Source organism: Haemophilus sp. oral taxon 036 (assembly GCF_002998595.1).
GTDB lineage: Bacteria > Pseudomonadota > Gammaproteobacteria > Enterobacterales > Pasteurellaceae > Haemophilus > Haemophilus haemolyticus_K.
Window position 1 is genome coordinate 1,509,082 of record NZ_CP027235.1, and the last position, 22,012, is coordinate 1,531,093.

The window sequence follows — 22,012 nt, forward strand, 5'->3', positions numbered from 1 at the left end:
TCATACTAGGGGGTTATTTTCCAAAGCCTTTAAATAATACTTTGGTTTTCCCACCTTTGTCATTTTTTTCGTTAATAAGGTCATTCTCTAGTGCTTCTAACACCTCTTCACGATACCATTTTGGATGGTGTTTTTTCGCCCAGCGAACAGTTACCCATCCTTCAACAATACCACGAATAGAGCCCTTGATCCAAAATGCCATATACATATGTACTAGGATGCCAGTGAATAGCATGAAAGCACTTAATGAGTGAAGCAAAATTGCAATACGCAATACTGGAATTGAGAAGTAATGTGAGAAGTATTGGCGCCACATAATGATGCCTGTTACTAATAATGTCACCATAGCTAAATTTAATGTCCAAAATAACATTTTTTGGCCAAAGTTATATTTACCATTATCAGCTACAGCATGCTCATTACCTTTTAATACTTCTAATATGCCTTTTGCCCAGCGAATATCATTTTTTTCTGGAATATTATGATCCCAGTATAATAAAGCTAAGTAAATAAAAGCAAAGAACATTAATATCCCCGTGAACGGGTGAACTGCACGTGCAATTTGTGGTGTTCCCAAAATTTCTGTTAACCACGCAAAATCTGGGAAGAAAAAGGCAACCCCAGTGAACATTGTCATAAAAAAGCAAATTACCAACATCCAGTGGCTGATACGCGCAGGCGTTCTATGGCGGATAACGCGAGTATCGTTGCTAATTTCAATTTTACTCATGGTTTTCCCCCTTAGTTGATTTTTCTTCTTCAAATTCGTGGTGATGATCTTCCACATCTTCTTCTACATTTGGACCAACAGTTAAGTAGTGTGCGATTTCTGCAAGGGCTAAACCACCCATTGCCACTGCCGCAACTGGTTTTAACACATCTTTCCATAAAGTAACGCTTGGATCAATACTTGGGTTTTTCGGAAGACCTGAATAAAGTTCAGGTTTATCTGCATGGTGTAATACATACATTACATGCGTACCACCAACACCTTCAGGATCGTAAAGCCCCGCATTTTCATAACCACGTGCTTTTAATTCAGCAATGCGTTGTTCTGCGTATACTTTCATTTCTTCCTTAGAACCGAAACGAATTGCACCAGTTGGACAGGTTTTCACGCAAGCAGGCTCTTGACCTACAGATACGCGATCCACGCAAAGGGTACATTTGTATACTCGATTATCTTCAGGATTCATTCGAGGAATATTGAATGGACATCCCGCGATACAATAGCCACAACCAATACATTTATCAGATTGGAAATCTACAATACCATTGGCGTATTGGATGATTGCGCCCGGTGATGGACAAGCTTTCAAACAGCCTGGTTCAGCACAGTGCATACAACCATCTTTACGAATTAACCATTCTAAACGATCGTTTTCTTCTACTTCGTTAAAACGCATTACTGTCCATGCTTTTGCATTGAGATCAACAGGGTTATCATAGATCCCGACACACTGAGCATTGACATCAGAGCGGATATCATTCCACTCTGAACAGCCTACCTGACAAGCTTTACAGCCAATACAGGTAGTAACATCGATTAATTTTGCGACTTCAACTTTATGATCTCGCGCGTGTGGTGCAGGTGTTAAGCCTGAAGTTGCGGAGATTTTAATAACGTCTTGCGTTTGAACGCCTTGAGCAGTTCCTGCCATATTATGCCTCCCCAACTTTTTCAATATTCACCAAGAATGTTTTGTATTCTGGTGTTTGCGTGTTTGCCTCACCCCAAGATGGTGTTAAGGTATTAGTAGCAAATCCACGATTACCTTTACCATTTAAGGCTTTCATATTCCAGTGAATTGGAAGACCTACATGGTGTACGGTACGTCCATCAATTTCGAGATCTTTAAGACGTTTCGTAACTACGGCAACAGCTTTAATATAGCCACGACGAGAAGTAATTTTTACCATATCGCCTTTTTGGATGCCTTTTTCTGCCGCTAATTTTTCACCGATTTCCACAAATTGTTGTGGTTGTGCGATGATATTTAATGCAGATTGTGCAGTCCAACTATGGAAGTGTTCCGTTAATCGGTAAGTTGTTGCCACGAATGGGAACTCTTTATTTGAACCGATAAATTCTTTATCTTCAGGATAAATACGTACTGTAGGATCACTTACCACTGCAGCGTGTAATGGGTTAGTATCTATTGGGCTTTCAACTGGTTCATAGTGTTCAGGCATCGGACCATTTGCAATTTTATCAACTGCAAACAAACGACCTACACCTTCAGCAGACATAATAAATGGTCCAGTATCAGAACCTGGTGGTTGTGTACCATAGTCTGCTACATCATGCCAGTTCCAGTTTTTACCATTCCATTTGATTAATTGGCGGTTTTTATCCCAAGGATTACCATTGATATCTAATGATGCGCGGCTATAAAGTACACGACGGTTTGCAGGCCATGCAAAGCCCCAACCAATGGTGCAACCTAAACCTGATGGGTCTGAGTTATCACGATTTGCGGTTTGGTTACCTTTTTCTGTCCATTGACCAACGTATAACCAGTTACCAGATGTTGTTGTACCATCATCACGTAAATGTGCGAATCCATTGAGTAATTGACCTTTTTTGTACATCAAGTTACCGTTTGGATCATAAAGATCTTCAAGCGCATAACCATTTAATTCTTTAGCTAATTCTACCGCACTTGGTGAGTGTGGTTGAGCATAGTCCCAAGTCATTGCTTCAAAGGATTCAATACCGCGACCACCTTCTTTTTGATAAAGATGATGCATTTCTTCACGAATCATAGAAAGAATTTCAACATCTGGTAATGCTTCACCTGGCTGATCACAACCTTTCCAGTGCCATTGCGCCCAACGTCCTGAGTTTACAATTGAACCATCTTCTTCTGCGAAACAGGTTGTTGGTAGGCGGAAGACTTCAGTTTGAATTTCTGAAGAATTCACGTTGTTTGATTCACCAAAGTTTTTCCAGAATTCAGAGGATTCAGTTTGAAGCGGATCCATCACGATTAAGAATTTTAACTTACTCATTCCTGCAACAGTTTTGTTTTTGTTCGGTAATGAGTTTAACACGTTAAAGCCTTGTAAAATCCAACCGTGTAATTTGCCTTCATTCATCAATTTAACGTGAGTAATCGGGTCATATAAGCGATCTGCTTTTGGTAAGAAATCAAACCCCCAACCATTTTCTTTGGTTGCTTTATCACCGTAGAAGGTTTTCATCATACTAACAAAGAATTTTGAAGTATGACGATAATAGTTCACTTGGTTTGGAACAATATCTTTTGGTGTAATCGCGTTGATGTATTGCTCATAAGAGGTATCTTTATCGTTTGGTAAACGCATGTAACCAGGTAAAGACATTGGCAATAGGCCCATATCTGTTGTACCTTGCACATTGGAGTGACCACGTAATGCATTAATACCACCACCAGGCATACCCATATTACCTAAAAGTAATTGGATCATTGCCATTGAGCGAATATTTTGTGTACCGATTGAATGCTCAGTAAAACCTAACGCATATAGGTGCGTCATCGTTTTATTTGGGGCTGCGGTTTTACCAATTTCTTCACAGATTTGTAAGAAGAGTTTTTGTTTTACACCCGTGATACGTTCAACCATTTCTGGGGTATAACGTGAAACATGATCTTTTAAGATATTAATGACACAACGAGGGTGTTGTAAGGTCATATCACGTTTAGCATTCCCGTTCTCATCAAATTGATAGTTCCATTTAGATTTATCGTAGTTACGTTTTTCTTCGTTATAACCTACAAATAAACCATCTTCAAATTTGAAACCTTCGTCAACTAAGAATGAAGCATTAGTATAGTGTTTAACGTATTCATGTTGAATTTGGTTTGTTTCCAATAAGTAACGGATAACACCCATTAAAAATGCGATATCTGAACCAGAACGAATTGGCGCATGTAAATCTGCAACAGAGGCTGTACGGTTAAAGCGTGGATCGATAACGATAAGTTTCGCACCGTTTTTCTTTGCTTCAATTGCCCAACGGAAGCCAACAGGGTGAGCTTCTGCAGGGTTACCGCCTTGAACAATGATAAGGTTGGCATTTTTAATATCAACCCAGTTATTTGTCATCGCACCGCGACCAAATGATGGAGCAAGACTTGCTACCGTTGGTCCGTGTCAAGTATTCGCTTGGTTACACATCGGTACCATACCCAACATCCGCACCCATTTATGAGTCAGTAGTGCGGCTTCGTTGCTTATGGCTGATGCAGTCATAATACCTGTAGTTGTCCAACGGTTCACGGTTTTGCCACTTGCATCTTTTTCAACGAAGTTAGCATCACGATCGTCTTTCAGTAAGCGAGCAATGCGTTTAATTGCATCTTGCCAAGAAATTCGTTCCCATTTATCAGAACCAGGTGCACGATATTGAGGATATAAGGAACGGCTTTCACTATTTACATAGTCTAATGCACCAGCACCTTTAGGGCAAAGTGCACCACGACTTACTGGATGATCTGGATCACCTTCAAGGTGAAATAATTTAGAACGAGTATTTGTGCTGGTGTGGCCACTTAATGTATCAGCAGGTTTTCCAGTGCTATATAACAACATACCGCAGCTTACGGCACAATATGTACAGGTGTTACGAGATTCGAATGCGCGTAATAATTTATATTCACGCGGTGCAGCCAATGCACTTGTAGGCGCAAAGCCCAACATTGCGGCTGAAGTTCCCGCCATACCACCTGCACAGACCTTAAAGAATTTTCTTCTTGAGATCTGCATAATCACTCCTTTACATTAACAGTGAGCGTTAATGTGTTTTAGATTTTTAGATAGTAAAAAATTCGCTTAGATAATTTGATTGATTTCGATAAAATAGCCTTATCGAAAGGTAACATAAAAAGGCGATAGCAAAAAACACCAATTTAAGCGGGCCTAAGGATAACGATTTTTTAACCATAAATCTATAATCAAATTACATTAGATTGCTAAAAATAAGTGATCTAGATCATAAAAATGAAACAAATTTAACAAAATTGTTACATGCGTGTAATGGATATAACAAGAAATGAACTGGCTTTTACGACACTCAATCTATTTGTTTAGAACAAATAAAAAAGAAGAAAAAATTACCGCACTTTTAACCGAGAAAGAGGATGATCTTGCTGTTGAAATCCCCGTTTCTCTTGTTTATAACGATATTTCTCATGCCGTGATGATGTGCTCACCAAAGAATTTAGAAGATTTTGCATTGGGGTTTTCTCTAACAGAGGGAATTATTGATAAACCTTCGGATATTTATGGTATTGACGTGATAGAAGCCTGTAATGGTATAGAAGTTCAAATTGAACTTTCTAGTCGAAAATTTATGGCATTAAAAGAACATCGTCGAAACCTTACTGGGAGAACTGGTTGTGGTATTTGTGGTACAGAGCAGCTTAATCAAGTTTATAAACACTTCCCAAAATTAGAGCAAACCTTTCAGTTTGATATTAATCGGTTAGATAGTTGCTTAACTACATTACAAATTCATCAACAACTTGCTCAACAAACAGGAGCGACACACGCTTGTGCTTTTTTTGATTTACAAGGCAATATGCTTGCAATTCGTGAGGATGTAGGGCGACATGTTGCACTAGATAAGCTACTTGGTTGGTATGCAAAAACTGATAAACCTCAGGGATTTATTTTAGCCTCTAGTCGCGCGAGTTATGAAATGGTTCAAAAAACAATAGCTTGCGGTATAGAGATGTTAATGACAATTTCTGCGGCTACAGATTTGGCGGTGAAAATGGCGAATGAGCATAATTTAACCCTAATTGGGTTTGCGAGAGAAGGGCGGGGGAATATTTACTGTGGTAAAGAGCGGTTGAAATTTTAGTGAATATAAAACAGGAAATAGGGTAATGTGCCTCTTCTATTTCCTGTTTTGTTTAGGGATATTTAACCTCTTTCTTTAATGTCTGATATCCATTGTTGAATCAAGCGTTTACCTTCTTTATCAGATCCAAATTTTATAAAATTCATATCTATAAGCTTAAGTTTGTCTGCGGGTGTAAAGCCTGGTGCTGGTTGGGCATAAATATTGGTCGGTAACTGATAAGAATCGCCAAATCGCCAAGGAATTTCTTGAGCTTCTTTGCTTAACACGAAATCAATAAATAATTTTGCGTTATCTAAATTACGCGCCCCTTTAATAATGCTTGCAGCCCCTAATGCGTATCCAACACCTTCACAAGGTAAAACACCTTCAACGGGTGCGCCTTTATTCTTTTCTTTAGCATAATTGAGCATGAAACCTATATCAATTGCGACATCACCCGTTGCCAAATAACTAGTTGCGAGCCCACTTTTTGTATATTGGGAAACATTGTGATCCAAGGCTTTTAAGTAATCATTCGTTTTTTCTTCACCCCATAGAGAAATGAGCGTGCTTAATAACGAATAACCGGTTCCTGAAACACGTGGGTCTGCGTATTGAATTTCATTTTTGAATTCAGGTTTGGTTAAATCGGCGAAACATTTTGGTGGCGTAATCCCCAATGAGGCTAGTTTTTTAGTGTTAATGCCAATTCCCATTTCCATTAGGTAAATAACAGATGTGAAATCACCGCGCTGAGCCATTAAGGATTTGAATTCGGGCATAATCTGTTTTTGTATTGGGGAGCGGTATTTTTCAAGCAAGTTCAACTCGGCTGCTTGTAAATGCGGTTCAATAGTGCCCCCATACCAAACATCTGCTTGAGGATTTTCTTTTTCAGACTTGATTTTACCTAAAATGGTCCCTGTGCTATTACGAATGAACTGTGTTTCTATTTGATATTTTTGAGCAAATGCTTTTGTCACTTGTTCACAAGTTGTATTTTGAACACTGCAATAGACGGTAAGTTTACCTGCAGCTTGAGCGGTAGAGGTAGCACTTAGTACAGCTAGTCCAAGAAGTGAAGTGAGTTTTAATGATGTTTGGAGAGGTTGTGCCATATTTTTCCTTATGATTATAGTGTCATGTTAAGCCAAGTCGCTAGGCAATATAAAATTTTAAAAAAATTTTGTAAAGAGAGGTAATACCCGTTTTAGAGCGTATTCATTGCATTAATGATTTTAATTTCATCAAAATTGACAATATCTTCTTGGAATATTGTGCGTTCTTGAATTTTCCCCTCTTGTAATAATTTTTCTCGTTGTGTGCCTAAAAGCAATGGCGTGTCTGGTGTGTACCATTTTTTCTCTTGGCGGAAAATTAAATTACCAATAGAACAATCTGTTACTTTTCCATTTTTGATAATAATAATTTCATCACAAGCACCACGTTGAGCAAATAATGTATTAATTAAACTGCGATCGGAATATTTCAAGCTATATTCGATATCGTCATAAATTACAGGTTGAAAAGTGCGGTAAATTTTTCGATGGTATTCAAAATATTGAATTTGTGTGATTTCGGCATTGTAATCAATGCGGCAGCGAACTACTCTATTTTGTAAGGGCGCAGGAAGTTGAATGAGTGAAAAAAGATTAAAAATTTTCACCGCACTTTTGCCATAATATTCACGTAAACTACGTTCATATCGCGCTTGGTGTAAATCGATATTTTGAATTTTCCCGTTTTTAATACAAAGGGTTTCAAATAGAGGATACATTAATCAGCACCTTCAATCGGTAAATAGACTTTTTCTAACAATTCTTCATATTCATCTTGCACATTGCTATGAATGGTAATTCCACCTCCACTATGAAAATAAAATTTTTCATCTATTTGAGAAATAAATCGAATTGCCACCGCACTTTGTAGTGTTTTACCATCAAATATGCCAAAGATTCCTGTGTAATAACCGCGTTTTTGTTTTTCTGCGTGCTGAATAATTTGTATGGTTTTTTCTTTTGGTGCGCCACTAATAGACCCAGCAGGCAAGAGTTTCGCTAAAATATCGCCAATTTGATTTTGCCAGTTTTTATTCAATTTTCCGTAAATTTCAGAACTGGTTTGTAGTATTTCGCCTTTTTGTGTTTTGATGCGATCGATATAACGAAATTTTTTAACACGAATGTTTTCTGCGACCATTGATAAATCATTACGCATCAAATCAACAATCGTGTAATGTTCGCGTTGTTCTTTTTCATTTGTGAGTAACTGATTTTCTGCATCGGGCAGAGATGCATTAATAGTCCCTTTCATGGGATAAGTAAAAATGCGGTTGTCATGAATATTGACAAAACATTCTGGTGAGAAGCAAACAAATTGATCTTGTAACCACAATTTATAAGGTGCATTGGTTTGATGAAAAATTTGTTCAAGTGAAAGATTGCCTGAAATTTCAGTAGGATAAGTTAGATTCAATAAATAAGAATTGCCTTTCTGTAATTCACTTTGAACAAGTTTAAAACCTTGTTGATAACGCGAGAAGGGCATTGGATGTTTGGTAAAATTAAGAGGGATAGATTGTGGAGAAATTGTGTGATTTCTTTTCCCTAAAATATCAAAATAAATGCCTTGTTGTGCGCAATTTTTTAGAGGATAAATCAATGGTTTTTCTTTTTCAAAATCAATGAGAAAGAAAAATGGCGTACGTTGTTTGCCATAATGATTAGCCTGTTCAATAAAATGTTGCATTGTGCTTTGTGTCATTTTGCGTAAAATTGCCCGATTATAACGAATGCCGAGCGGTTATGAAATTACTTATCATTAATAATCACGATTCTTTTACTTTTAACTTGGTGGATTTAATTCGAAAATTAAATGTGCCTTATGATGTTTTAAACGTGGAAGATTTAAAGGAAAGTACTGCGGAAAAATATAGTCATATATTGATTTCACCAGGGCCTGATGTACCACAAGTTTATTCTCAACTTTTTTCCATGTTGGAAAAATATCATCAGAAAAAATCTATTTTAGGTGTGTGTTTAGGGCATCAAACCTTATGTGAATTTTTTGGTGGTACATTGTATAACTTAGAGAAAGTCCGTCATGGCCAGAAACGAATTTTAAAAGTGCGGTCAAATTCTCCATTATTTTTTAGCCTTCCAAGCGAATTTAATATCGGGCTATATCATTCTTGGGGCGTACAGAAAAAAGATTTTCCTAGTTGCCTAGAAGTTACCGCACTTTGTGATGAAGGCGTGGTCATGGCTATGCAGCATAAATCTTTACCAATTTATGGCGTTCAGTTTCACCCAGAGTCTTATATGTCAGACTTCGGTGAGCAAATTTTGCGTAATTGGTTGAATATTCCTGCTGCGATTAATCAATAATAGCGCTTGCTTATTAAGCTAAAATACGTATTATAGACGTCTATACGTCAATACATCCAAATTTAAAAGAAAAAGAGAGAAAATATGTCTAGCTATTTATTTACATCTGAATCTGTATCTGAAGGGCATCCAGATAAAATTGCCGATCAAATTTCTGATGCGGTACTTGATGAAATCCTAAAACAAGATCCAAAAGCACGAGTAGCTTGTGAGACCTATGTAAAAACCGGTATGGCATTAGTTGGTGGCGAAATTACCACATCAGCATGGGTCGATATTGAGAATTTAACGCGTAAAGTGATTTGTGATATTGGTTATGAACATTCTGAAATGGGGTTTGATGGTCATTCTTGTGCGGTGCTTAATGCGATTGGTAAACAATCTGCAGATATTAATCAAGGTGTTGATCGTGAAAATCCATTAGATCAAGGCGCAGGCGACCAAGGTATCATGTTTGGTTATGCCACCAATGAAACGGATGTATTAATGCCAGCAGCTATTACTTATGCTCATCGTTTAATGGAAAAACAAGCTGAAGTGCGTAAAAGCGGTAAATTAGCATGGTTACGCCCAGATGCGAAAAGCCAAGTAACGTTAAAATATGAAGATAATAAAATTGTTGGTGTGGATGCGGTTGTGCTTTCTACTCAACATTCTGAAGAAGTTAGCCAAAAAGATTTGCATGAAGGTGTGATGGAAGAAATTATCAAACCGGTATTACCAAGTGAATGGCTTTCTAAAGAAACAAAATTCTTCATTAACCCGACTGGTCGTTTTGTTATTGGTGGACCGATGGGGGATTGTGGTTTAACTGGTCGTAAAATTATTGTAGATACTTACGGTGGTGCTGCTCGTCACGGTGGTGGCGCATTCTCAGGAAAAGATCCATCTAAAGTTGACCGTTCAGCAGCTTATGCTGCACGCTATGTCGCAAAAAATATTGTGGCAGCTGGTTTGGCAGATCGTTGTGAAATCCAACTTTCTTATGCGATTGGTGTGGCTGATCCAACATCTATCATGGTCGAAACCTTTGGAACTGGAAAAGTTGCGAATGAATTATTAGTGTCGTTAGTTCGTGAATTCTTTGATTTACGCCCTTATGGCTTAATTAAAATGTTAGATTTAATTCAACCAATCTATCGTGAAACGGCAGCTTATGGTCATTTCGGTCGTGAGCAATTCCCTTGGGAAAAAGTGGATCGTGCAGCAGAATTACGTGTTGCAGCAGGATTAAAATAATCTTATTTTTTAATTTAGTAAATTATATAAAAGCCGCTTATCTAGCGGTTTTTTCTTTTCAATCATGACATCAATAGAGCAAATTCCATTTCGTCATTTAAAAATGCAAGTGCAACGTAAATTGAATCAGTCTTTGTCGCTTGCAGAGGCTTATTTTAAGCGAAAATTTACAATGCCTGAGGTAAATTATGAGTTGCGTGGCATAAAGGCGGGAGTAGCTTACCTACAAAAAAATGAAATAAAATTTAACCGCACTTTGTTATTAGAAAATGCGGATGAATTTATTCGACAAGTCGTGCCACATGAGCTTGCGCATTTGATTGTGTATCAAATGGTTGGTCGTGTAAAACCTCATGGGAAAGAGTGGCAGCTTGTAATGAATGAAATTTTTAAGCTTTCTGCGGATACTTGTCATCAGTTTGATATAAAAAATGTGCAAGGTAAAAATTTTGAATATCGTTGTGCGTGCCAAACACATTTTCTAAGTATTCGCCGACATAATAGAATAGTAAAAGAAAAGATTGAATATTTATGTAGAAAATGTAAAGGAAAATTAGTTTTTGTCGATGAAACAGAATAATTTTTGTGATATATTCTTCCAGTTTATTCAATAAATAAAGGAGTTATCCAATGAAAAAATCTTTATTAGCCGTTATTGTTGGTGCATTTGCCTTTGCTTCTGCCGCAAATGCGAATATCTATGCTGAAGGCGATATCGGTTTATCTCAAACTCAAGCAAACGGTAGTAATAATACTCGAGTTGAACCTCGTGTAGCGGTTGGTTATAAATTAGGAAATACGCGTGTTGCGGGTGATTATACTCATCATGGAAAAGTTGATGGTGCGAAAATTCACGGTTTAGGTGCATCAGTATTATATGATTTTGATACAAATTCTAAAGTTGAACCTTATGTAGGCGCGCGTGTTGCAGCTAACCAATTCAGATATGATAATAGAGCTAACCAAGTATATAAAAGTTCTTCTGAAACTAAAATTGGCTATGGTGTTGTAGCAGGTGCTAAATATAAATTAGATGGTAACTGGTATGCAAATGGCGGTGTTGAGTATAACCGTCTAGGTAGTTTTGATAATACCAAAGTTAATAACTATGGTGCGAAAGTTGGTGTGGGTTACGGATTCTAATTTTTAGAGTACCCAAAACCTCCTTAAGAAAACACTTTTGGTTTAACGGTGATTGCTTATGGTGATCACCGTTATTCATTTCTAGATATTTTAGGAAAATGTTTGAATAAAATACGGTGAAAATTCACCGCACTTTGCTTTTCCCCTTGAAATCTTTCTTTTTATTCTTATATCTGTGACGTTCAATTTTTATCTTTATGAAGGAAAAAATTATGTCACAAAATCAAGAAACTCGCGGCTTCCAATCTGAAGTCAAACAACTACTCCAATTAATGATTCATTCTTTGTATTCCAACAAAGAAATTTTCTTACGTGAATTAATTTCTAATGCCTCTGATGCAGCAGATAAATTACGCTTTAAAGCACTTTCCAACCCTGCTTTATATGAAGGTGATGGCGACTTGCGTGTGCGCGTGAGCGTTGATGCGGATAAAGGCACTATCACAATTAGTGATAACGGCATAGGTATGACTCGCGAGCAAGTCATCGATCATTTGGGGACGATTGCAAAATCAGGAACAAAAGAATTTTTAACCGCACTTGGCCAAGACCAAGCAAAAAACAGCCAGCTTATTGGGCAATTTGGTGTGGGTTTTTATTCAGCTTTTATTGTGGCAGATAAAGTGACTGTAAAAACTAGAGCGGCTGGCGAAGAGGCGGATAAAGCCGTACTTTGGGAATCTGCGGGTGAAGGTGAATATTCTGTGGCGGATATTGAGAAAAAATCCCGTGGCACAGATGTGATTTTACAGTTACGCGAAGATGAAAAAGAATTTTTAAACGAATGGCGTTTGCGTGAAATTATCGGTAAATATTCTGACCATATTGGCTTGCCAGTGGAAATGCTGACGAAAGAATATGATGATGAAGGCAAAGAGTGCGGTGAAAAATGGGAGAAAATTAATAAATCCGATGCACTTTGGACGCGTTCTAAAAATGATGTTTCCGATGAGGAATATAAAGAGTTTTACAAACACTTAAGCCATGATTTTGCTGATCCTGTCACTTGGGCGCATAACAAAGTTGAAGGAAATCAATCATATACTAGTTTGCTTTATGTGCCAGCTAAAGCACCTTGGGATTTATTTAATCGCGAACATAAACATGGCTTAAAACTTTATGTTCAACGCGTATTTATTATGGATGATGCTGAACAATTTATGCCGAATTATCTACGTTTTATGCGTGGTTTAATCGATAGCAATGACTTGCCATTAAATGTATCTCGTGAAATTTTGCAAGATAACAAAATTACTGCGGCATTACGCAAAGCATTAACTAAGCGTTCATTACAAATGCTAGAAAAATTAGCAAAAGATGATGCAGAAAAATATCTTCAATTCTGGAAAGAGTTTGGTTTAGTCTTGAAAGAAGGCCCTGCAGAAGATTTTGCTAACAAAGAAACTGTCGCGAAGTTATTGCGTTTTGCTTCGACACATAATGATAGCAGCGAACAAACTGTCTCTTTAGAAGATTACATCTCGCGTATGAAAGAGGGGCAAAAAGCTATCTATTACATTACAGCGGATAGTTATGTTGCAGCGAAAAATAGCCCACACTTGGAATTATTCAATAAAAAAAGCATTGAGGTTTTGTTGCTTTCCGATCGCATTGATGAATGGATGTTAAGCTATTTAACTGAATTCGACGGTAAACAATTACAAAGTATCACGAAAGCAGATTTGGATTTAGGCGATTTAGCCGATAAAGAGTCTGAAACACAAAAACAACAAGATGAAGCCTTTGGTAGTTTTATTGAGCGTGTGAAAAACTTGCTTGGCGAACGTGTGAAAATGGTGCGTTTAACTCACAATTTAACAGATACACCAGCGGTGGTTTCTACGGATAATGATCAAATGACGACCCAAATGGCGAAATTGTTTGCCGCCGCAGGGCAACCTGTACCAGAAGTAAAATACACCTTTGAACTTAATCCAGAACACCACTTAGTGAAAAAAGTGGCTGATATTGCAGATGAAACTGAATTTTCTGATTGGGTGGAATTGCTGCTCGAACAAGCTATGTTAGCAGAGCGCGGATCTTTGGAAAACCCAGCTGTGTTTATTAAGCGCATAAATAAATTATTAGGCTAACTAAAAATCAATAAGCCCGATTAAATCGGGCTTATTTATTGGGATAGTATTTAGGATAATCCTCAATCCATTTTTTCATTGTTTTTTGTTGCTTGAGTGTATTCGCAAAATTAAATGTTTTTCGTTTATTATTAAATTTAGCACCTAAAATAATGACTTTTCTTTCGTCTTCGGCCACTTCATATAAAAAATAGATATTATTGATTGTAATATATTTATAGCCTGTCTTTCCCCAGAATGGTCTAAGTTGCGGGATATTCATTAAAATCATTTTTAGTTTATCAAGATCGTCTTGAGTTAGATAAGTCACGATAAATTGTTTTAGAAGATTTTTTTAAGACAATCCCCGGATGTTTCGGCGATATAAACATCGTATGTTGGCGGCATAATTAACTCTATTTTTTAAAATCGAATGGCTCAATTTTATTATTTAAAATAGCTTGCCAAGTTTCCGCACTTGCTTTTGCAGCTAATTGTCGTTCTTCCAAACTAAAAGCATATTCTTCCTTGTCTTTTTTTTTCGTTTTGAGTAAATCAGAAATTTGTTCAAAAGTGAGTTCCATTTGAGACTCCTTACTGTGAATATTGACAATATTATGCCTGACTAATCGAATTTTTTCATCTGTTTTTTCATCGAATTATTGGCCGTTTTTCAGGTATAATGCTGTAATTAAATGGCGAGAAAAGAGAGAAAAATATGATTACAGTTTACGGCATTAAAAATTGCGATACAGTAAAAAAAGCATTGAAATGGTTGGCGGATCACAATATTGAACACAAACTGCACGACTACCGTGTTGATGGTTTAGATTCGAATTTTTTAGTTCAAGCGGAAGCTCAATTTGGCTGGGATGTGTTGGTGAATAAACGTAGTACAACTTGGCGTAATTTGGATGAGCAAGTTAAAAATTCCCTTGATAAAACGACCGCACTTTCCGTGTTGGCAGAGAATCCAACTTTAATTAAACGCCCAATTATTTTACAAGATGGGAAGGCACTAATTGGATTTAATGAAAAGGAATATCAGGTTGCTTTTGCCTAGAGTGCGGTTATTTTCTTAGGAGTTTTTATGAGAGAAAAAGTGGTTTCGTTGGCGCAAGATTTAATTCGTCGCCCATCTATTAGCCCTAATGACGAAGGTTGTCAGCAAATTATTTCAGAACGTTTAGAAAAGTTAGGTTTTCAAATTGAATGGATGCCTTTTAGTGATACGCTGAATTTTTGGGCAAAACACGGAACGGGTGAGCCAGTTATTGCTTTTGCAGGTCATACGGATGTTGTGCCTACTGGTGATGAAAATCAGTGGTCGTTTCCGCCGTTTTCTGCTGAGATTATTGATGGCATGCTTTATGGTCGTGGTGCGGCGGATATGAAAGGCTCCCTTGCTGCAATGATTGTGGCGGCAGAAGAATATGTAAAAGCAAATCCTAATCATAAAGGCACAATTGCATTATTGATTACGTCTGATGAAGAGGCCGCCGCAAAAGATGGTACTGTGCGTGTGGTTGAGACTTTAATGGCGCGTGATGAAAAAATTACTTATTGTATGGTTGGTGAGCCATCGAGTGCTAAAAACTTAGGCGATGTTGTCAAAAATGGTCGCCGCGGCTCAATTACAGGAAACCTTTATATTCAGGGGATTCAAGGACACGTGGCATATCCGCATTTAGCCGAAAATCCAATCCATAAAGCAGCCCCATTCTTGCAAGAATTAACGACCTATCAATGGGATGAAGGTAATGAGTTTTTCCCTCCAACAAGCCTACAAATTGCTAATATTCACGCAGGTACGGGAAGCAATAATGTGATTCCAGGCGAGTTATATATTCAGTTCAATTTGCGTTATTGCACAGAAGTAACGGATGAAATCATCAAGCAAAAAGTGGCTGAAATGCTAGAAAAACATAATTTGAAATATCGTATTGAATGGAATTTATCAGGTAAACCGTTTTTAACAAAACCAGGTAAATTATTAGATTCGATAACTAGCGCAATTGAGGAAATCACAGGCATAACGCCAAAGGCTGAAACAGGTGGTGGCACCTCAGACGGTCGTTTTATTGCATTGATGGGCGCAGAAGTAGTGGAATTTGGGCCACTTAACGCAACAATTCATAAAGTCAACGAATGTGTCAGTGTAGAAGATCTTGGCAAGTGCGGTGAGATTTATCACAAAATGTTAGTGAATTTATTGGATAGCTAAAATGAAATTAACGCCAGAAATACTTACAGGAAAGTCTCGTGAGCATTTAGTCAATTTACCGGCAACTCATTCATCAAATCATTTTTTGCAGACACAAGCTGTGCAAGCATTTCAAGGTTTGCAACAAAGTGCGGAGAAAAATGGCTTTAATTTACAGCCTGCGAGCAGTTTTCGTGATTTTGAACGCCAACAGCTTATTTGGAACAGCAAATTTAAGGGCGAGAGAAAAGTCCATGATGACGCAGGCAAAGCATTAGAGTTGAGCCAATTAGATGACTGGCAAAAATGTCAGGCAATTTTACGTTGGTCTGCATTGCCAGGGGCTAGCCGTCATCATTGGGGAACGGAAGTGGATATTTTCGATCCTGATCTTTTGCCATCGGGGCAATCTTTACAACTGGAGCCTTGGGAATATGAAAAAGGCGGCTATTTCTTTGAATTGAGTGAATTTCTTACCGAAAATTTACCGCACTTTGATTTTGCTTTACCTTTTATAAATATGCAGTCCAATAAGAAAGTGGGGCGGGAGCCTTGGCATATCAGTTATTTTCCGTTAGCTGAATTGGCAAGCCAGCAATTTTCTCCAGACATTTTGCAACAGGCATGGAAAGAGGAAAATATTTTAGGCGCAGACTGTTTAATATCAAATCTTGAACAAATTTTTTCAGAATATATTGTTTAAAAATAAAGCCTTATCGTGAAGATAAGGCTTTATTCTTAGGCGTAGAACAGCCCTTTTCCATGCAAATAAATTGGCAGCTCATCGCCAATAGATAAATCGGGGAAAATGATGTTCTCAATCCATATTGCGTAGCCATTAATTTCAATTTGAATAGTGGTAATTTTCCCTTTAAATTCGATTTGTTTTACTTGCCCTTTAAAAAGTGCGGTTGGATTTTCTGATGTTTTAAACAGGCTAAATTGTTCTGGACGAAGCAAAATCTTACCTTGTTTCAGCGAGATTGATTTGTTTTTTACAGGAATATTACCTAATTGGCATTGAACTGTGTTTTCATCAATCAGATTCGCCGACAACAGGATGTTGTCACCAATAAAACTTGCGGTTTCAATATGATTAGGTGACCAATAAAGTGTACGAGGCGTGTCGATTTGTAAAATTTTTCCTTGTTGGATAACCGCGATTTTATCCGCATAACGTAATGCTTCATCACGATCATGGGTGACGAAAATCGCAGATGCCCCACTTTGACGCAGTGCTTTTAGCATATCATGACGAATTTGCTGGCGAAGATGTTCATCTAAGGCACTAAAAGGTTCGTCTAATAAAATCAGTTCTGGATTCGGCGCTAGTGCTCGAGCTAGCGCCACGCGTTGTTGTTGTCCGCCTGAGAGTTGGTGAGGAAAACGTTCTGCCAGTTCACTAATTCCAGTGAGTTGCATTGCCTGCTCAATCCGTATTTTCTCTTCATCTGTTTTCCCTTTTCCATTCCCCAATCCGTAAGCAATGTTGCGATAGACATTTAAGTGAGGGAAAAGCACACCTTCTTGCACCACATAACCTAGATGGCGCTGTTGCGTTGGTACATTAGCATTCTCGCCAAAAATTAACCGCTCTTTTAGCCAAATTTCGCCCGTATTGGGTTGCTCAAATCCTGCGATCGCTCGCAATAACGTTGTTTTTCCACAACCAGAAGCGCCAAGCAAAAAGAGGATTTCACCTCGTTGCAAGGTAAAGGAAATATCGTGAAGAACTTGTTGTTCATTAAAAAATTTATTGAGATTTTTAACGGCTAATAACGGATTATTTATCATTTTATTTAAATGCATATTTTTTCAATAAAAACACAGGAATCCCTGAAAAGAGAACGAGCATTAAGGCATAAGGCGTTGCCGCAGCGTATTGTGCATCACTAGTATATTCCCAAACGGCAATCGAAAGGGTTTTGATGTCGTTTGGCGTGAGCAAAAGTGTTGCAGTAAGCTCTTTCATTAAATTCAAAAATACTAGAGAGAATGCCGCCGCAATGCCTGGTAGCATTGCTGGTAATGTTAAAGTTCGGAAAATATAGAATGGGCTTCGCCCTAGGCTTTGTCCGACTTTCTCAATATTATCAGAAAGTTGCTCAAGTGAGGCTCTAAGTGTGGTTTGTGCCATTGGTAAATAGAGCATAAAGTAAGCTACGATAATAACTAAAAAGGTTTGATATAAGCTGTTAGCATAGTTGATCGTAAAGTAGATCAGCGATAATGCGATAACTAAGCCAGGTACGGCGTGTAATAGGTAAGGTAAGCGATCGATCCAAACGGTTAATTTGCTACGATAACGTACGGCGGCCCAAACTAATGGCAAGGCACAAATTACAGTAAGCAATGCGCCTAAGCCTGAAATGATAAATGAATTGCTGAATGCCGATAAAAATTCTGAAAAATCACCCGCACTTTCGAGTGAAGTTCCCACAATAAGCCAGTAAATTAACATAATTACAGGCACGCCAATGCTTAAGATGAATATGCTAGAGAAAAAACCGAAAGTTAAACATTGTTTGCCAAAAGAAAGCGTTTTTACTGGATAAGGACGAGTGACGCCTTTGCCACTGTTGTAAAGCGTTTGTTTACCGCGGAAAAATGTTTCTCCCAGAACAATAATGCTACAAATTGCCATTAATACAGCGGAAAGTAGTGCAGCGGTGCTGTTATTAAAAGACATTTCATATTCTTGGAAAATAGCTGTGGTGAATGTTTGGTAATTTAAAATAGAAACCGCACCGAAATCCACGAGCATATGTAATGCTATTAGTAATAAACTACTACCGATAGCCGGTTTTAATTGCGGAAAAATAGCGTACCAAAAAGTGTAAGTTTGGCTTTTTCCTAATGAAAGGCTTACTTCTTCAAGAGAGCGATCTAGTCGTTTAAGTGTGGCTGAAATAGGCAAGTAAGCGAGTGGGAAAGAACTTAATGTCATGATGCCAATTGTTCCCCAAAAACCTTCTACTCGAAAGGTTAGACTGATCCAAGTAAAACAGCTCACAAAGGCAGGAATACAAAGCGGCAAACTCATCGCCACTTCAAAAAATGATTTGCCGAAAAAACGGTAGCGTTCAAGTAAAAATGCACAAAGCGTACCGAGAAAAATGGATCCAATAGTTACGCAGACCATGAGAAGCATTGTGTTGCTCAGTAATTCCGCCATTCTCGGGCGAATAAGAAGCTCAAGGCTACGACCTAATCCGACTTCAATCGCACGGAAAAGAATATATAGAAATGGTAATAAGAGCGGTAAACCAATAAGTAAAATAATGATGGTGAGCCAAAGTGGGGGAGTTCGGGTCAAAAGATAGTCCTTTATATGTGGCAACTGTATCTCCACTTTGGGTGAAAATACAGTTGCGACGTTAGCGGGCTTATTTTAAACCAGCTTCTTCAATTAATTTATTTGCTTGTTCTTTATCTTGAGCAGTAGTTGCTGAAACTACTGGTGCTTGCAATTTAGCATAAGGTTCCATATTGAATGGAGAAGTCACATCTGTACGTAATGGATATTCTGCACGTACAGCAACTAAGGCTTCTTGACCTTTTTTGCTTGCTAAGAAGTCCACGAATTTTTTCGCTTCTTCTTTATTTTTAGATGATTTTAAGATTGCAGCACCTGAGTAAGTAACTAACGCACCAGGGTCTTTATGACGAATAAAGTACAAGCGAGTTTTTAAGTTTTCTGCGCCTTTTTCTTTTGCTAATGCATACCAGTAGTAGTTATTAATTAAGGCTGCAGGTACTTCGCCATTTTCAACAGCTTGTAATGCAACACTGTTTTTCGCGTAAAGTTTACCATTTTCTTTTAAGCCTTTTAACCAATTAAGCGCAACTTTCTCGCCTTTTAGTTTAACAATGGCTACAACTTGTTCTAAGAATGCACCAGAGGTTGGTACATAACCGATTTTATCTTTCCATTTTGGTGTCGCGTAATCAAGTACTGATTTTTCCATATCTTTTTCAGATAATTTAGTGTGATCATAAACCACAACACGAGAACGACCACTTAATGCAATCCAATCTTTTTTAGGCGCAACTGGTACACCTTGGTGAGAGGTTTGTTTGATTGTATTGGCTGAAAGTGGTTCTAATAAACCAGCTTCAGAAAGTGCGGCGAATGGGGATGTTTGTTCTGAATAGAATACATCGGCTGGGCTTTTATCACCTTCTTCTTTAAGTTGACCAGCTAACTGTTCGCTTTTAGCACTATTTAAAGTGACTTTAATGCCGGTTTCTTGCGTAAATGCATCAGCTACGGCTTTTGCTGCTTCTTTATGTTGGCCGTTGTAAACGGTAATGTCGGCAAAGCTACTTGCTGAGAATGTAAGTGCGGCGGCGAGTGTCGCAATTTTGAATGATTTTAATGTCATTGAAAACTCCTTGTTTTTGAGAATAGATCTTAATTTATATTGAATTGGCTTCATTCTATTTCTAAAATTCAATAAATGCAAATGGTTTTCAATTTTAGTTTTGCGATTGGGACAAAAAAAGGAGATCTAATCGATCTCCCTTAGAATGTTATTTGCTTTCAATTTTACTTTTTGCTTATAGTGTAGCAGGTTGAATGTAACCTAAGTCTGCTAATACTGTACAAATAGAATTACATAACCCTGAACAATCAAACCCTTCATCAATGAGTTTCTCGTTATTGTTCATATCTTTGTAGCCATTTTCAATTAAATATGCTTTAAGTGACGAATTAAGCGTTGCTTTAGTTATTGGTTTTTCCATTTGAGACATCATATATAGATGGAGTTCATTTAAATTTTCAACTCCTCCATTATACATATTACCTGCACCGATATATTGATCTGCACCTTCTAATAAAGTTTTTACATATTGAGTAAATCGTTTTGGTATGTAGGTTTTGTTATCTTCAAATGTATATGTTTGATAAGGTGTGAGAAAAACATTGATATATCCTAGAACGGCAGCTAGCAATACAGAAGAGTAAATTTTATCCTCTGTGAGGCTTGCAAATTCTTTATGTTCAGCAACGTAATTAATTAATGATTGAATAGTGAAATGACCTACTTGATGGATAAAGTATTCAAGTAATTTTTCTACGTCTTTATTATTGAATATATGGCTCAGATTATTTTCTTTGTTCTGTCCAATAAAAGTTAATTTATTTAATAATGCTTTATCAATAGTTTCTGTACGATTAATTTTATCTTGTAAATGAGCATGGCATAGTAAACTTCTTCTAAATGCTACATCGTAAAGATAATCGAGGCATTGCTCACGTGCAACATAATCTGTTTCGGATAATTGATTGATCATGTCACGTAAATGTTGTGGCATCCAAGAAATATATGAAAGTTGAAAATCCGTATCGCCAATATAAGCCAATTGATGTTGATGTAGGCTATCCACAAATTGATTCAAATAGAGAGGGTGGTTGTGATATTCGAGATATTCATGTGCGATGTAATGATCACCTTTAGTTTGAATACTATCGAAGTTATTGATTCGGCTCTTATTATTGTTTTTTTCAGACTCAATCGATTTAATTGCATCTGAGAATAACTGAACAACGGCTTTACCACGACGAGTTTGTTCAGAGAGCGGTAAATCCTGAGTGTATTTATTCGCATAAAGCATAATATCCCGTGCAACTTCGCGGCTTTTCCAACCGGGATAGGTGTTGTAAGAAATATAAGCAATACCGTTAGGGGTTAAATTCTCACGGCAAACCTCAAGAATTTTATCTTTGACATTATCAGGTACCCAAGAATAAATACCATGCACGATGATGTAGTCAAACATACCAAATTCAGGCGTAATATCGAGAATATTTTTTGTTTCTAAACGAACGTTTGTTAATCCCATTGATTGAATAATTTCATTACCTTGAGTAATTTGACTATCTGATAAATCAATGCCTACAAATTCAGTATCTGGATAATAAACCGCTTGAGAAATTAAGTTTCCACCAAAAGAAGAACCTAATTCTAATACTTTAGCGCCTTTGAGTGCTGGAGGGGTTAATCCCCATAATGTTGCATTCCCTTCTAAAAGCGCAATGCTCGTATAAGAAAATGGTTTTGAGTAGTATCTAAGTTCGTCGTAAGGGTTATTTTGTTCAGTCATAATATATCCAGCTTGTCACATAATTAAGAAT

The 22,012-nt window shown here is 37.5% G+C and carries 21 protein-coding genes; 9 read left to right on the forward strand and 12 right to left on the reverse strand.

Features of this window, described 5'->3' with window-relative positions:
• Window positions 1-13: 13 nt before the first annotated feature.
• The 3 genes from C3V42_RS07390 to fdnG are packed head-to-tail and all read right to left on the reverse strand — an operon-like array spanning window position 14 to window position 4,749.
• Window positions 14-730 (reverse strand): formate dehydrogenase subunit gamma, encoded by a 717-nt coding sequence (locus C3V42_RS07390; RefSeq protein ID WP_048953726.1) that lies wholly within the window; start codon window positions 728-730, stop codon window positions 14-16.
• On the reverse strand, window positions 723-1,661 hold the full coding sequence (fdxH, locus tag C3V42_RS07395; RefSeq protein WP_048953725.1) for a formate dehydrogenase subunit beta: 939 nt from the start codon (window positions 1,659-1,661) through the stop codon (window positions 723-725). The genes C3V42_RS07390 and fdxH overlap by 8 nt, the downstream gene beginning before the upstream one ends.
• 1 nt (window position 1,662) lies before the next feature.
• Window positions 1,663-4,749 (reverse strand): formate dehydrogenase-N subunit alpha, encoded by a 3,087-nt coding sequence (fdnG, locus tag C3V42_RS07400; RefSeq protein ID WP_164994232.1) that lies wholly within the window; start codon window positions 4,747-4,749, stop codon window positions 1,663-1,665.
• A gap of 286 nt (window positions 4,750-5,035) precedes the next feature.
• On the opposite strand from fdnG, the gene fdhD reads away from it, so the two are divergent.
• On the forward strand, window positions 5,036-5,848 hold the full coding sequence (gene fdhD, locus C3V42_RS07410; protein ID WP_106014137.1) for a formate dehydrogenase accessory sulfurtransferase FdhD: 813 nt from the start codon (window positions 5,036-5,038) through the stop codon (window positions 5,846-5,848).
• Between the two features lie 62 nt (window positions 5,849-5,910).
• On the opposite strand, the gene C3V42_RS07415 is transcribed toward fdhD, so the two are convergent.
• The 3 genes from C3V42_RS07415 to C3V42_RS07425 form a co-directional block, all read right to left on the reverse strand.
• Complete coding sequence (locus C3V42_RS07415) at window positions 5,911-6,948, reverse strand: ABC transporter substrate-binding protein (RefSeq protein WP_106014138.1); 1,038 nt, start codon at window positions 6,946-6,948, stop codon at window positions 5,911-5,913.
• Between the two features lie 92 nt (window positions 6,949-7,040).
• Window positions 7,041-7,607, reverse strand: a complete 567-nt coding sequence (locus C3V42_RS07420; RefSeq protein WP_106014139.1) for an aminotransferase class IV family protein — start codon at window positions 7,605-7,607, stop codon at window positions 7,041-7,043.
• Entirely contained in the window at window positions 7,607-8,593 is a 987-nt protein-coding gene (locus tag C3V42_RS07425; protein ID WP_106014140.1) for an aminodeoxychorismate synthase component I, read from the reverse strand. The genes C3V42_RS07420 and C3V42_RS07425 overlap by 1 nt, the downstream gene beginning before the upstream one ends.
• Before the next feature lie 41 nt (window positions 8,594-8,634).
• On the opposite strand from C3V42_RS07425, the gene C3V42_RS07430 reads away from it, so the two are divergent.
• The 5 genes from C3V42_RS07430 (at window position 8,635) to htpG (ending at window position 13,691) form a co-directional block, all read left to right on the forward strand.
• Window positions 8,635-9,216 (forward strand): anthranilate synthase component II, encoded by a 582-nt coding sequence (locus C3V42_RS07430; RefSeq protein ID WP_106014141.1) that lies wholly within the window; start codon window positions 8,635-8,637, stop codon window positions 9,214-9,216.
• A gap of 84 nt (window positions 9,217-9,300) precedes the next feature.
• The gene (gene metK / locus C3V42_RS07435) at window positions 9,301-10,455 is read left to right on the forward strand and encodes a methionine adenosyltransferase (RefSeq protein ID WP_005627231.1); all 1,155 of its coding nucleotides are present in this window, start codon (window positions 9,301-9,303) and stop codon (window positions 10,453-10,455) included.
• Between the two features lie 64 nt (window positions 10,456-10,519).
• On the forward strand, window positions 10,520-11,035 hold the full coding sequence (locus C3V42_RS07440; RefSeq protein WP_106014142.1) for a SprT family zinc-dependent metalloprotease: 516 nt from the start codon (window positions 10,520-10,522) through the stop codon (window positions 11,033-11,035).
• A 50-nt stretch (window positions 11,036-11,085) separates the two neighbouring features.
• Window positions 11,086-11,598: an OmpW family outer membrane protein gene (locus tag C3V42_RS07445; RefSeq protein WP_106014143.1), complete on the forward strand. Its 513-nt coding sequence runs from the start codon at window positions 11,086-11,088 to the stop codon at window positions 11,596-11,598.
• Window positions 11,599-11,810: 212 nt separating this feature from the next.
• Complete coding sequence (gene htpG / locus C3V42_RS07450; RefSeq protein WP_164994233.1) at window positions 11,811-13,691, forward strand: molecular chaperone HtpG; 1,881 nt, start codon at window positions 11,811-11,813, stop codon at window positions 13,689-13,691.
• Between the two features lie 31 nt (window positions 13,692-13,722).
• On the opposite strand, the gene C3V42_RS07455 is transcribed toward htpG, so the two are convergent.
• On the reverse strand, window positions 13,723-14,001 hold the full coding sequence (locus C3V42_RS07455) for a hypothetical protein (RefSeq protein ID WP_240610345.1): 279 nt from the start codon (window positions 13,999-14,001) through the stop codon (window positions 13,723-13,725).
• A gap of 85 nt (window positions 14,002-14,086) precedes the next feature.
• Window positions 14,087-14,254, reverse strand: a complete 168-nt coding sequence (locus C3V42_RS08670; RefSeq protein WP_164994234.1) for a hypothetical protein — start codon at window positions 14,252-14,254, stop codon at window positions 14,087-14,089.
• 134 nt (window positions 14,255-14,388) lie between these two features.
• On the opposite strand from C3V42_RS08670, the gene C3V42_RS07460 reads away from it, so the two are divergent.
• The 3 genes from C3V42_RS07460 to C3V42_RS07470 are packed head-to-tail and all read left to right on the forward strand — an operon-like array spanning window position 14,389 to window position 16,576.
• On the forward strand, window positions 14,389-14,733 hold the full coding sequence (locus C3V42_RS07460; protein WP_106014145.1) for an ArsC family reductase: 345 nt from the start codon (window positions 14,389-14,391) through the stop codon (window positions 14,731-14,733).
• A gap of 27 nt (window positions 14,734-14,760) precedes the next feature.
• Window positions 14,761-15,894 carry a succinyl-diaminopimelate desuccinylase gene (dapE, locus tag C3V42_RS07465; protein WP_106014146.1) on the forward strand — a complete coding sequence of 378 codons (1,134 nt, stop codon included), beginning with the start codon at window positions 14,761-14,763 and terminating at the stop codon, window positions 15,892-15,894.
• A gap of 1 nt (window position 15,895) precedes the next feature.
• Window positions 15,896-16,576, forward strand: a complete 681-nt coding sequence (locus tag C3V42_RS07470; RefSeq protein WP_106014147.1) for a D-alanyl-D-alanine carboxypeptidase family protein — start codon at window positions 15,896-15,898, stop codon at window positions 16,574-16,576.
• A gap of 35 nt (window positions 16,577-16,611) precedes the next feature.
• Here the strand turns inward: C3V42_RS07470 and fbpC are convergent, their stop codons facing one another.
• The 4 genes from fbpC to C3V42_RS07490 all read right to left on the reverse strand — a co-directional run bounded on the left by fbpC (window position 16,612) and on the right by C3V42_RS07490 (window position 21,981).
• Window positions 16,612-17,682, reverse strand: a complete 1,071-nt coding sequence (gene fbpC, locus C3V42_RS07475; RefSeq protein ID WP_164994235.1) for a Fe(3+) ABC transporter ATP-binding protein FbpC — start codon at window positions 17,680-17,682, stop codon at window positions 16,612-16,614.
• A complete protein-coding gene (locus tag C3V42_RS07480; RefSeq protein WP_106014148.1) occupies window positions 17,669-19,189 on the reverse strand; it encodes an iron ABC transporter permease in 1,521 nt (506 codons plus the stop codon). Before C3V42_RS07480 ends, fbpC begins: the two co-directional genes overlap by 14 nt.
• Before the next feature lie 70 nt (window positions 19,190-19,259).
• A complete protein-coding gene (locus tag C3V42_RS07485) occupies window positions 19,260-20,258 on the reverse strand; it encodes an iron ABC transporter substrate-binding protein (RefSeq protein ID WP_106014149.1) in 999 nt (332 codons plus the stop codon).
• A gap of 175 nt (window positions 20,259-20,433) precedes the next feature.
• Window positions 20,434-21,981: a class I SAM-dependent methyltransferase gene (locus tag C3V42_RS07490; protein ID WP_106014150.1), complete on the reverse strand. Its 1,548-nt coding sequence runs from the start codon at window positions 21,979-21,981 to the stop codon at window positions 20,434-20,436.
• Between the last annotated feature and the right edge of the window lie 31 nt (window positions 21,982-22,012).

What these genes read in the sequence shown, in the direction of transcription:
- C3V42_RS07390 (WP_048953726.1), bottom strand. Translation starts at nt 730, where the DNA reads ATGAGTAAAATTGAAATTAGCAACGATACTCGCGTTATCCGCCATAGA.
- fdxH (WP_048953725.1), bottom strand. Translation starts at nt 1,661, where the DNA reads ATGGCAGGAACTGCTCAAGGCGTTCAAACGCAAGACGTTATTAAAATC.
- fdhD (WP_106014137.1), top strand. Translation starts at nt 5,036, where the DNA reads ATGAACTGGCTTTTACGACACTCAATCTATTTGTTTAGAACAAATAAA.
- C3V42_RS07415 (WP_106014138.1), bottom strand. Translation starts at nt 6,948, where the DNA reads ATGGCACAACCTCTCCAAACATCATTAAAACTCACTTCACTTCTTGGA.
- C3V42_RS07420 (WP_106014139.1), bottom strand. Translation starts at nt 7,607, where the DNA reads ATGTATCCTCTATTTGAAACCCTTTGTATTAAAAACGGGAAAATTCAA.
- C3V42_RS07425 (WP_106014140.1), bottom strand. Translation starts at nt 8,593, where the DNA reads ATGACACAAAGCACAATGCAACATTTTATTGAACAGGCTAATCATTAT.
- C3V42_RS07430 (WP_106014141.1), top strand. Translation starts at nt 8,635, where the DNA reads ATGAAATTACTTATCATTAATAATCACGATTCTTTTACTTTTAACTTG.
- metK (WP_005627231.1), top strand. Translation starts at nt 9,301, where the DNA reads ATGTCTAGCTATTTATTTACATCTGAATCTGTATCTGAAGGGCATCCA.
- C3V42_RS07440 (WP_106014142.1), top strand. Translation starts at nt 10,520, where the DNA reads ATGACATCAATAGAGCAAATTCCATTTCGTCATTTAAAAATGCAAGTG.
- C3V42_RS07445 (WP_106014143.1), top strand. Translation starts at nt 11,086, where the DNA reads ATGAAAAAATCTTTATTAGCCGTTATTGTTGGTGCATTTGCCTTTGCT.
- htpG (WP_164994233.1), top strand. Translation starts at nt 11,811, where the DNA reads ATGTCACAAAATCAAGAAACTCGCGGCTTCCAATCTGAAGTCAAACAA.
- C3V42_RS08670 (WP_164994234.1), bottom strand. Translation starts at nt 14,254, where the DNA reads ATGGAACTCACTTTTGAACAAATTTCTGATTTACTCAAAACGAAAAAA.
- C3V42_RS07460 (WP_106014145.1), top strand. Translation starts at nt 14,389, where the DNA reads ATGATTACAGTTTACGGCATTAAAAATTGCGATACAGTAAAAAAAGCA.
- dapE (WP_106014146.1), top strand. Translation starts at nt 14,761, where the DNA reads ATGAGAGAAAAAGTGGTTTCGTTGGCGCAAGATTTAATTCGTCGCCCA.
- C3V42_RS07470 (WP_106014147.1), top strand. Translation starts at nt 15,896, where the DNA reads ATGAAATTAACGCCAGAAATACTTACAGGAAAGTCTCGTGAGCATTTA.
- fbpC (WP_164994235.1), bottom strand. Translation starts at nt 17,682, where the DNA reads ATGCATTTAAATAAAATGATAAATAATCCGTTATTAGCCGTTAAAAAT.
- C3V42_RS07485 (WP_106014149.1), bottom strand. Translation starts at nt 20,258, where the DNA reads ATGACATTAAAATCATTCAAAATTGCGACACTCGCCGCCGCACTTACA.
- C3V42_RS07490 (WP_106014150.1), bottom strand. Translation starts at nt 21,981, where the DNA reads ATGACTGAACAAAATAACCCTTACGACGAACTTAGATACTACTCAAAA.